We start from the raw sequence: 9,671 nt of genomic DNA, 5'->3' as shown, positions 1-9,671 counted from the left end.
GGTGGGAGATGCCGGGCGTCACGTACAGGCCGAACTTCAGGCCGAGGGAGTGCACGCGCGGGCCGGGGACGCCGCCCGCGCACACCGGCGGGGTCAGGCCGCCGGCTTCGCCGGGGCCGCCGAGGTCAGTCCGGGAGGCGCAGCGGCCAGCGCCGAGCGGATCGCGTCGATCAGGGCGAGCGCCGACTCCTCGGTCAGCTCCACGGCCACCCGCGACGAGGGGCCCTGCGACGGGTTGAGGAAGTCGATGTTGACGGTGTGCTCGTAGGGGGCGTGCTGCGGGTGGTCCACGTAGACCATCGCCTCGGTGAGCGCGAAGTAGCCGCCCGCGCCCTTGCCGCTGCCGTCGATCGCGAACTTCTCGGTGAGGTACGTGCACATCAGAGGTGCTCCCCGTAGAAGCGGAGGATCTTCTGCCAGCCGTCCATCGCGGCCTGCGGCCGGTAGCTCGGCCGGTCGACGGCGAAGAACGCGTGCCCCGCGTCGTCGTAGCGGTGGAACTCGTAGGGCTTGCCCTGCGCCTTGAGCTCCTCCTCCAACTCGTCGACGTGCTCGGGCGAGGGGTACTGGTCGTCGTTCCCGAACAGGCCGAGCAGCGGGCCGCGCAGGTCCTTGACCCGGTCCTTGAGCGGCGAGACCTGGAGCGGGAAGCCCTCGGGCGGCGTGCCGGTGACGAAGGCGCCGTAGCAGTCGACGCCCGCCTGCACGTCGACGCCGGCGAGCGCGAGGAACGACTGGCGCCCGCCGGAGCAGTAGCCGATCGTGCCGACCCTGCCGTTGGACGACGGCAGGCCGCGCAGATAGGCGGCGGCACCCGCCACGTCGCCGACGAGCCGCTCGTCGGGCACGCCGCCGGCGGCCCGCGAGGCGGCGGCCGCGTCGTCCGGCTCGGCACCGGGCGCCTCGCGGCTGTACAGGTTGGGGCACACGGCGGCGAAGCCCTCGGCCGCGAACCGCCGGACGATCTCCTTGGTGGGAGCGTCGTACCCGGGCATGTGGTGGATCACCACGACACCGCCGAACGGTCCGGCGGCCATCGGACGGGCGGAGTACGCCTCGATGGTGTCCCCGCCGTGACCGGTGATGCTGATGGTCTCGGCCAGCACTGCGTCGTACATCGAAGTCCCTTCAGTGCGGATTGCTGGCTCGTACACTAAGCCTCTTCCCCCGGCCCCCCGGCACCGGCCCGCGCTGCCCGCAGGGCCCCCTTCAGGCGGCCGCAGCCCGCCGCGGGAGACGGTGAGATGTCAATACGGCAACACCGCCCCGCTGCGGGTGAACCTGTGGTGTGATGCGCGTAGATACAGGGTGGACATGACATGTCCACCAGAGGGGAGAAGCACCTTCATGCGCACGTTCCACCAGGCCGCGGCCGCCACGGTCGCGGCCGGCGCGCTCGCCGCCGGCATCCTCTACGGGACCGGCGTCGCGGGCGCCGACAGCGGGCACCACGGGCACGCCGGCTCGGAACCGGAGAACATCGGCCTGCTCACCGGCCAGATAGACGACTACTACGGCGCGACCCAGGCCGCCGACGGCACCTGGCACGCCTCGGCCGACAGCCCCTACGCCCGCGACCTCGCCCGGGTCGAGGCCCGCGCGGAGCACGACATCGCCCGCGCGAGCGCTGCCCGCCACGGCGGGCAGCACGGCAGGCCGGCCATCGTGCTCGACGTCGACGACACCGCCCTGCTCAGCTTCACCTACGAGCGCGACACCCACTACGTCTACTCGGACGCCACCTGGAACGCCTTCGTCTCCAAGGCCGACCGGCCGGCCGTCTACGGCATGCCGAAGCTGGTCTCGTACGCCAAGAAGCACGGCGTCACCGTCTTCTTCCTCACCGGCCTCGCCGAGGAGCTGCGCGACCCCGCGGTGAAGAACCTCCGTGCGGCGGGCTACGACACCGCGCTGGACAAGGCCCACTTCTTCACCAAGGACAAGGCCCACCCACCCGCCTACCTCGCCGACTGCGCCACCGCCGCGGCCTGGAACTGCTCCACGGTCGAGTTCAAGGCCGGCACCCGCGCCCACATCGAGGCGGGCGGCTACGACATCGTCGGCAACATCGGCGACCAGCAGTCCGACCTGACGGGCGGTCACGCCGACCACGCGTACAAGCTGCCGAACCCGACCTACTTCGTCGAGTGACGCGCCCCCGGCGGCGGCGGCGCGGGACGCGGGAGCTGCGTCAGCGCGCCGCTGCCGGGGCCGACGACGGGCCCGCTGCGGCGGCACGGCGCACGGCGCGCGGCGTGGGCAGGGACACGGGTGCGGGCGGCTCGGCCTCCCGCACCACCGCGGAGGCGGCCCTGAGCGCTGCTGCGGCGGCGACCCGCTCGCGGAACCCGGGAACGCTGGGTTCCATGTCCTCGGACGCGGTACCGCCTGAGAGCATCATGGGCTGGGGTCCCCTTCCCCTAGGAGCGCCGGCGCGCACGCGTCGGCTTGTGCCCGCCTACCCCCTCAGCGCCGCTTCACCCCTGACATGTTGGCGCACCTGCTCGGGGGAGAGGTAGGAGTCGGTGTACTCGAAGTCGCGGAGGGTGGCGCGCTTCTGCGACTGGAAGCCCGTGCGGACGAAGTCGTCGCCCGCCACCGCGTTGAGCATCCAGTTGGTGAACACGCGCGTCTTGGCGACATTGGTGCGCAGCGCCTGCCAGTGGTAACCGCGCGCCACCGCCTGGGCCGGCATGCCGCGCAGCTCGATGCCGAGCGGCTTCGAGACGGCGTCCCGCCCGCCGAGGTCCACGACCAGACCCAGGTCCTTGTGCTCATAGGGGCGCAGCGGCTCGCGCCGCAGCGAGGCGACGATGTTCGCCGCGACCTTGCGGCCCTGGCGCATCGCGTGCTGCGCGGTCGGCGGGCAGACGGCGCCCTCGCCCGCCGCCAGGTCGGGCACGGCCGCGGCGTCGCCCAGCGCGAACACCCCGTCGATCCCGGGCACGGTCATCTCCGGGGTCACCACGAGGCGGCCCTTGGCGGTCTCGGTGCCGAGCGTCGCCATCAGCGGGCTCGCCGCCACGCCCGCCGTCCAGATCAGGGTCCTCGACGGCACCACGCGCCCGTCGGTGAACGTGACCTCCTCGGGCGCCGCCTTGGCGACGGACACCCCGAGCGACACCTCGATGCCCCGCCCGCGCAGGATCTCCAGCGCGCTGCGGCCGAGCTTGTCGCCCAGCTCCGGCATGAGCTTCGGCGCGATGTCGATGAGGTGCCACTTGATGAGCTTCGGGTCGAGGCGCGGATAGCGCCGTGCCGCGTTCGTCGTCAGGCGCTGGAGGCAGGCGGCCGTCTCGGTGCCCGCGTAGCCGCCGCCGACCACCACGAACTGGAGCCGCGAGGCGCGCTCCGCCTCGTCCTGGCTGGCGTCGGCGAGGTCCAGCTGGGCGATGACGTGGTCGCGGATGTACGCGGCCTCGGCCAGCGTCTTCAGGCCGCGCGCGTGCTCCACCAGGCCGGGGATGTCGAACGTCCTGGTGATGCTGCCGGGCGTGAGGACCAGGTAGTCGTACGGCTCGTCGACGGTCTCGCCGGTGATCTTGCGGACGACGCAGACCTTCGCCTCGTGGTCCACGCCGATGGCGCCGCCGGGGATGATCCGGGTGCGGTGCCTCCTGCTGCGGCGCAGCGACACGGCGACCGACTGGGGGGTGAGCACGCCGGAGGCGACCTGGGGGAGCAGCGGCAGGTAGAGCTGGTAGGAGAAGGGGGCCACGAGGGCCACGTCCGCCTCGCCGGGGGCGAGACTGCGTTCGAGACGGCGTACGCACTCGACACCGGCGAAGCCGGCGCCCACCACGAGGATCTTCGGTCGTGCCACGGTGTCGGTCCCTTCTCAGTACTGCGCGGTCGTCACTCGACTGCCCCCTGATCCCGGTCCATCACCCCCATCTTCGCGAGGCTTTTCCCGGGCCGCCACACCGTCGGCGCGCCCGGGAGAGCACGGCGGGCCGGGGGCGGCGCCGGCGAGGGCGCGTCCCCGGCCAGGTCAGGCGCCGGTCACGGAGGTGAGGTGGGCGAAGACGACCACGTTGGCCGAGTAGCCCTTCGCGGGGTCGAACTGTCCGCCGCAGGTGAGCAGCCGCAGTTCGGGCCGCCCCGTGTCCCCGTACACCTTCTTGTCGGGGAAGCCGCCGCGGCCGTAGGTGTGCACCGCGTCGACGGTGAACACGGCGGTCCTGCGGTCCTGCCGGGTGACCTTCACCGCGTCGCCCGGGTGGAGGGCGTTGAGGTTGAGGAAGATGGCGGGGCCCGTCCTCGTGTCGCGGTGGCCCACGATCACCGAGGTCCCCTGCTCGCCGGGGGACGGGCCCCCGGCGTACCAGCCGACCAGGTGGGGGCGGCTCATCGGAGGGGTGCCGAGCCTGCCGTGGGCGTCGAGCCGCAGCCGCATCACCGGCGCCTCGATCACGATGCGGGGGACGGCGAGCTTGACCGGCGCGGAGGCCGGCAGCGGCGCGTGGGACGCGACGGGGGCCGGCCGCCCCGCCCCGCCGCCGGCCCCGTCGGACGCGGCGACGGCGACCTGGGAGCCGTCGTCGGGCCCTCCGCACGCCCGCACCACACCGAACAGCAGCGTGGCCGTCACGCTCAGGGTGAGCGTCAGGCGGACGGCGCGGCTCGGGCCGCGGCGACGGCGACGGCGGCGGGGCGGCGGCCGGTGGGCCACCGGCCTGGGGCGCGGGCGGGCGTGCGGGTGCGGTCGGGGACCGGGCCTCGGCGTGTTACGCGACGCCATGGACGCGACGGCGGGCCCTGCGCACGAAGACCAGTCCCGCGGTCGCGACGGCGCCCGAGACGAGCAGTGGCGCGGCCACGGACGAGCCGCCGTCGCCGCCGTCGGTCGGGGGCACACCGCCGCCGCCCGCGTGCACCGCGCCCTGCGGCTTGTTGTCCGAGGCGCCGCAGTTCACCTTGAACTTCTTCTGCTTGGGCACACCGCCGGGGAAGGTCCAGGCGAGCGTGTACGTGCCGTTCGGCAGCGACAGCGTGCCGGTGGCGCCCTTGCCTTGCTTGAGCGTCAACTGCCCCGTGAGAGTGGGCTTGTTGGGGGCCTTGGGCAGCGGGGTGACGGTCCACGTCAGGGAGGTGAGCGTCTGGAAGTTGGCCCCGGACAGGGTGAACGAGCAGACCTGCGGGGCGTCGCTGGTGTTGGACGCGGGGACACCGGCCGGGTGGACCTTGAGGTCGCCGCTGTCGCCGGGGGCGGCGACGGCGGTGGAGGCACACAGCAGGGTCGTGCCGGTGAGGGCCGCGGCGGCCAGGGCCACCGCGCCCGCGCGGGGACGACGAAGGCGGGGAGATGCCGAGAGGGACATGCGAGGCTCCTTCAAGCCGTGTGATTGTCATACGGATCGGCCGAACGTCCCACTAGATGTCATGGTTGCGGGGCGAAAATATGAAGAAACTCTGAGGGGCCGTGACATCTCACCCGGACGGCCCAGCCGCCGCACCGCCGACCCGCGGCCGCCCCCGTGGCGCTGACCCGGACCGGAGACGCGGCGGGCTATGTTCGCTGCGGATCAGCTGCCCCGGCCCGGCAGGCCGGGCCGGCGACCCCAAGGGACACGATGAAACGCCAGCTCCGTCGTCGCGCCGCCCTCTCCCACTCCCTCGCCCTGCTGCTGCCGCTCGTCGCGGGCGCACTCGCCCCGCTCGCCGCCGCCGCCCCCGCCGCACGCGCGGCCGGCGGCCCCTGCGGCCCCAGCGTGCCGTACCGCTCCGGCACCTCGGGCTACCACACCTTCCGCATCCCTGCCGCCGTCGCCGTTCCCGGCGGCACCCTCCTCGCCTTCGCCGAGGGCCGCCGCGACTCGGCCGCCGACGACGGCGACATCGACATCGTCCTGCGCCGCTCCACCGACGGCGGCTGCACCTGGGGCCCGCTCCAGGTCGTCGCCGACGCGGGCGGCGGCACCGCGGGCAACCCGGCGCCGGTCGTCGACCCCGCCACCGGAGACGTCGTGCTGCTGTCCTGCGGCACCGTCGGCGGCGCCACCGAGGACGAGATCGTCGACGGCGCGGTCAGCCCCGCGGTCCGGCGCGTCTACGTCCAGCGCTCCACCGACGACGGGGCCACCTGGTCGCCGCGGCGTGACATCACGGCGGACGTCAAACGCCCCGGCTGGAACTGGTACGCCACGGGACCGGGACACGCCGTGGCGCTGCGCGGCGGCCCGCACCCGGGGCGGCTCCTCGTGCCCGCCAACCACTCGCTGGCCTCGGACGGCAGCAGCGGCGGCCACGCCCTCTACAGCGACGACGGCGGCGCCACCTGGCACATCGGCTACGTCGCCGACGAGCCGGGCACCGTCAACGAGAGCACCCTCACCGAACTCGCCGACGGCACCGTCTACGTCAACGCCCGCGACATGGGAGGACGCGCGGCCGCCCGCGACAGCGCGTACAGCACCGACGGCGGCGAGAGCCTCGCCGTGCCGTTCACCGCGCAGCCCGACCTGGCGGGGCCCCAGGTGCAGGGCAGCGTGCTGCGCGCCGCCGACGGGCGGTTGCTGTTCTCCGGGCCTGCCGATCCGGCGTCGAGGCGCCGTATGCAGGTGCGCACCAGCGCGGACGGCGGCAGGACCTGGCGGCCGCTGTGGACCGTGTCGGACGACCCCGCGGGCTACTCCGACCTGGTGCAGCGGACCCCGTCCGAGGTCGGCCTGCTCTACGAGACCGGCACGGCCGACTCGCGGGAGACCATCACCTACCGCCCGCTGCCCGCCTGAGCCGAACCGCGCGCTCAGGCAGGCGGCACGTACCGCAGGCGGTGCAGCAGCCCCGCGTCCTCGAAGCCGAGGGCCCGGTACATCCCTGCAGCCCCCGGCTCGGCGCCGAGGACCGCGCGCGGCGCGCCCCGCTCGCGCGCGGCCGCCAGCGCGGCCCGCGCCGCCGCCGTGCCGAAGCCCCGGCCGCGCGCGCCCGGCACGGTCGCCACGTTGTACAGGCCCGCCACCCCGCCGTGCAGGAACGCCGAAGCCACCGCGACCGGCACGCCCGCAGCGCGCACCACCACGTGCTGCATCGGCGCGTCCTCGGTGAGCGGCAGCGACGCGAGGACGCGGTGGAAGAACCGGGCGGCGGCGGGCCGGGTCCCGTACGCGGCGCCGTGCACGGCCGTGAAGTCACCGAGGCCGTCGGCCGAGCGCACCGGCCGGGTCTCGGCCGCCGTCCCCGCGCGGCCCCGCGGCTCCTGCCCGGCGAGCGGCGCCGCCATCATCCGCACCGGGGCGAGCGCGCGGAACCCCAGCGCCGCGAGATGCGCGGCCAGCCCGGACGGGCGGGCCGAGGGGCCGATCCACCAGTCCTGGGCCCGGCCGGGCACCGCGGTGCGGCGGCGGACGTCCCGCACGCGCTCCGCGAGCCCCTCCGGCGCGAAGTCGGGTGCGAAGACCGTGTTGAAGGGGCGCGCGTCCGTGTCGGCGCTCACCGACCAGCAGTCCACTGCCACATCCAGGCGCACCAGCGGGGAGGCGCCGTGGTGGCTGAGATAGGCGTACGGGTTGGCCTCGATGCGCACGTCAGCGCACCGCCACCAGCACGCAGCTGTTGCCGACCTGCCACACCGGGCCCGCCTGCGCGAAGCCCGCGGCCCGCAGCATCGCCGCGTGGCGGTTGAGCGTGAGACCGTTGTCGCCGGTGCCGCGGCCGTCCGCGCGCCGGCCCTCGGTGCGGCCGCCGGCGGCCGGCGCACCGTGGCGCCGCCTGCGCTCCGCGAACAGGGCGGTGAGCTCGGGGTCCCGCTCGGCCGCCGCCCACCAGGACTCCCAGTCCTCATGGGCGAACGCCCGCTGCCGCCGCGCCCGCCTGCGCCCGACGTGCACGGCGATGTCGGCGGCGTCCTCTGGCATCAGATGGTCGGCGTTGACCAGGACGCCGCCGGGCCGCAGTATCCCGGCGAGCTGCGCGTAGACGCGCTGGAGCCGGTGGCCCGGCAGGTAGTGCAGCGCCGTCGTGGAGACGGCCGCGTCGAGCGGCCCGCCGACGCCGAGCGCCGCCGTCCAGTCCGCGGCGCCGATCTCCGCCTCCACGTACCGCACCCGGCCCGCCGCACCCGCGGAACCCGCGTGGGCGCGCGCCAGTTCGAGCAGGACCGGGTCCATGTCCACGGCGACGATCCGTGCCCGCGGCAGCCGCCTGGCCAGCCGCACCGCGAGCGACCCGGGACCGCAGCCCAGGTCCACCACCACGGGGCTCCGCCGCCCTGCGGCCACGTGCTCGACCACGTCGGCGACCACCGTGAACCGCTCCTCGCGGTCGATCGCGTACCGCTGCTGCTGCCGCTCCCAGCGCTCCACCCACCGCGCCGCCGTGGTCGTGCTCAGGCCCATCGCGCTCGGTCACCTCTCGTTCTCGAATCCCGCGTCCCGGGGAGGTGACAGAAATCTACACTCGAAAACGGTTTTCATCTGCATCGGCCTCCGCGGCGGGCCGCCGGGCGCGCGGACACTCCGCGCGCCCGGCCGGGGGAGTCACAGTGTGTCAAGGACCGCGAGGAGCCGGTCGATCTCCTCCGGCGTGTTGTACACGTGCAGGCTCACCCGGACCGAGGCGCGCGGCTCGCCGTCCCGGGCCTGGCAGTGCCCGTCGGAGCGGACCATGAAGCCGTGGCTGTAGAGGATGAAGCCCAGGTCCGCCGCGTCGATCCGGTCGTGACGCAGCGTGACCAGCGCACGCCGCCGCTGCACCCGGCTCTCCGCGGCGAGGCTGAGCGCGCAGCCGAGCACCTCGTACGGCCGCATCCGGTCGAGGCCGTCCGTGAGCCGGGCCGCGAGCCCCACCGTCCACTCCTCGATCCGCTCCACTCCCGCGGCGTCCAGCCAGTCGACGGCCGCCTCCAGGCTCGCGATGCCCACCGTGTTCGGCGTCCCGGCCCAGCCGCCCGGCGCGAAGGCGGGGCCGCGCAGGCCACGCGACCACACCCCGCCCGTGCCGGGCAGCGCCAGCGCCTTGTGCCCGGAGAAGACCGCGAAGTCCACGTCGAGCGCGGCCAGGTCCACCGGCACGTGTCCGACGCTCTGCGCCGCGTCCAGGCAGATCACCGCGTCGGGACCCACCGCGCGGCGGATCCGGTGCACGTTCATGTCGCCGCCGTACACGTGGTGCACGTGCGTCGCCGCCACGAACCGGGTGCGCGGCCCCACGAGCCCCGCGAGGGCCTCGGCGTCGTAGTCCCGCGACCCCGCCTGGTACGGCATCTCCCGCACCGCGATCCGCACCCCCTGGCGGGCCAGTAGGTCCCGCGCCTCCAGCCACGGCAGCGCGTTGGCCTCGTGGTCGCCGAACGGGACCACGATCTCGTCGCCGTCCGCGAGGAACCGCGGCAGCCAGTCGAGGGCCACCGCCCGCAGCCCCTCGCTCGTGCCGCTGGTGAAGTGCACCCGCGACCGCTCCGGCGCCGGATCGCCGAGGAACATCTTCACCCGCTCGCGCACCCGCTCCACCATGGCCGTCGTCGCGTTCGCCCACGGGTACGTGCCCCGGCCCGCGTTGGCGTTCGACTCCGTGACGTACGCCCTGGCCGCCGCCAGCACCGCCGCGGGCTTCTGCGCCGTCGCGGCGCTGTCCAGGTACGCGAGGCCGGGGTGCGCCGTGATGATCGGGAACTGCGCCCGCAACGGCTCCTGCCACGCCCGCAGATGATCGGGGAAGAGGCCCACCGCCCG

At 74.7% G+C, this 9,671-nt stretch carries 11 protein-coding genes; 2 read left to right on the top strand and 9 right to left on the bottom strand.

Going from position 1 to position 9,671, the window contains the following annotated elements; translation table 11 throughout:
• Window positions 1–93 precede the first annotated feature (93 nt).
• Together AB0910_RS28865 and AB0910_RS28860 are read right to left on the bottom strand one after the other, a co-directional pair.
• A complete protein-coding gene (locus AB0910_RS28865; protein ID WP_366747601.1) occupies window positions 94–381 on the bottom strand; it encodes a DUF6295 family protein in 288 nt (95 codons plus the stop codon).
• Window positions 381–1,118, bottom strand: coding sequence for a dienelactone hydrolase family protein (locus tag AB0910_RS28860; protein WP_366747600.1), 738 nt, complete (start codon window positions 1,116–1,118; stop codon window positions 381–383). The genes AB0910_RS28865 and AB0910_RS28860 overlap by 1 nt, the downstream gene beginning before the upstream one ends.
• Before the next feature lie 229 nt (window positions 1,119–1,347).
• Between AB0910_RS28860 and AB0910_RS28855 the strand changes: the two genes are divergently transcribed.
• On the top strand, window positions 1,348–2,151 hold the full coding sequence (locus AB0910_RS28855) for an HAD family acid phosphatase (RefSeq protein ID WP_366747599.1): 804 nt from the start codon (window positions 1,348–1,350) through the stop codon (window positions 2,149–2,151).
• A gap of 40 nt (window positions 2,152–2,191) precedes the next feature.
• Here the strand turns inward: AB0910_RS28855 and AB0910_RS28850 are convergent, their stop codons facing one another.
• The 4 genes from AB0910_RS28850 to AB0910_RS28835 all read right to left on the bottom strand — a co-directional run bounded on the left by AB0910_RS28850 (window position 2,192) and on the right by AB0910_RS28835 (window position 5,321).
• Entirely contained in the window at window positions 2,192–2,401 is a 210-nt protein-coding gene (locus AB0910_RS28850; protein WP_366747598.1) for a hypothetical protein, read from the bottom strand.
• A 57-nt stretch (window positions 2,402–2,458) separates the two neighbouring features.
• Window positions 2,459–3,823, bottom strand: coding sequence for an FAD-dependent oxidoreductase (locus AB0910_RS28845; protein WP_366747597.1), 1,365 nt, complete (start codon window positions 3,821–3,823; stop codon window positions 2,459–2,461).
• A gap of 168 nt (window positions 3,824–3,991) precedes the next feature.
• Complete coding sequence (locus AB0910_RS28840; protein WP_366747596.1) at window positions 3,992–4,591, bottom strand: class F sortase; 600 nt, start codon at window positions 4,589–4,591, stop codon at window positions 3,992–3,994.
• A 136-nt stretch (window positions 4,592–4,727) separates the two neighbouring features.
• Complete coding sequence (locus AB0910_RS28835; protein ID WP_366747595.1) at window positions 4,728–5,321, bottom strand: hypothetical protein; 594 nt, start codon at window positions 5,319–5,321, stop codon at window positions 4,728–4,730.
• A 252-nt stretch (window positions 5,322–5,573) separates the two neighbouring features.
• Between AB0910_RS28835 and AB0910_RS28830 the strand changes: the two genes are divergently transcribed.
• Window positions 5,574–6,734: a sialidase family protein gene (locus tag AB0910_RS28830; RefSeq protein WP_366747594.1), complete on the top strand. Its 1,161-nt coding sequence runs from the start codon at window positions 5,574–5,576 to the stop codon at window positions 6,732–6,734.
• Between the two features lie 14 nt (window positions 6,735–6,748).
• Here AB0910_RS28830 and AB0910_RS28825 read toward each other — a convergent pair whose 3' ends face one another.
• From AB0910_RS28825 to AB0910_RS28815, 3 genes are all read right to left on the bottom strand, one after another.
• Window positions 6,749–7,525 carry a GNAT family N-acetyltransferase gene (locus AB0910_RS28825; RefSeq protein ID WP_366747593.1) on the bottom strand — a complete coding sequence of 259 codons (777 nt, stop codon included), beginning with the start codon at window positions 7,523–7,525 and terminating at the stop codon, window positions 6,749–6,751.
• A 1-nt stretch (window position 7,526) separates the two neighbouring features.
• Window positions 7,527–8,336, bottom strand: a complete 810-nt coding sequence (locus tag AB0910_RS28820) for a class I SAM-dependent methyltransferase (protein ID WP_366747592.1) — start codon at window positions 8,334–8,336, stop codon at window positions 7,527–7,529.
• A gap of 141 nt (window positions 8,337–8,477) precedes the next feature.
• Window positions 8,478–9,665: an aminotransferase class V-fold PLP-dependent enzyme gene (locus AB0910_RS28815; RefSeq protein ID WP_366747591.1), complete on the bottom strand. Its 1,188-nt coding sequence runs from the start codon at window positions 9,663–9,665 to the stop codon at window positions 8,478–8,480.
• Window positions 9,666–9,671: the final 6 nt, after the last annotated feature.

Source organism: Streptomyces sp. NPDC047002, assembly GCF_040704505.1.
Lineage (GTDB): Bacteria > Actinomycetota > Actinomycetes > Streptomycetales > Streptomycetaceae > Streptomyces.
The sequence above is the reverse complement of the archived record's forward strand: the minus strand, read 5'-3'. Positions and strand labels throughout refer to the sequence as shown.

Bases quoted from the DNA above. Each gene is read 5' to 3' on its own strand.
- AB0910_RS28865 (WP_366747601.1), bottom strand. From the start codon at position 381: ATGTGCACGTACCTCACCGAGAAGTTCGCGATCGACGGCAGCGGCAAG.
- AB0910_RS28860 (WP_366747600.1), bottom strand. From the start codon at position 1,118: ATGTACGACGCAGTGCTGGCCGAGACCATCAGCATCACCGGTCACGGC.
- AB0910_RS28855 (WP_366747599.1), top strand. From the start codon at position 1,348: ATGCGCACGTTCCACCAGGCCGCGGCCGCCACGGTCGCGGCCGGCGCG.
- AB0910_RS28850 (WP_366747598.1), bottom strand. From the start codon at position 2,401: ATGATGCTCTCAGGCGGTACCGCGTCCGAGGACATGGAACCCAGCGTT.
- AB0910_RS28835 (WP_366747595.1), bottom strand. From the start codon at position 5,321: ATGTCCCTCTCGGCATCTCCCCGCCTTCGTCGTCCCCGCGCGGGCGCG.
- AB0910_RS28830 (WP_366747594.1), top strand. From the start codon at position 5,574: ATGAAACGCCAGCTCCGTCGTCGCGCCGCCCTCTCCCACTCCCTCGCC.
- AB0910_RS28820 (WP_366747592.1), bottom strand. From the start codon at position 8,336: ATGGGCCTGAGCACGACCACGGCGGCGCGGTGGGTGGAGCGCTGGGAG.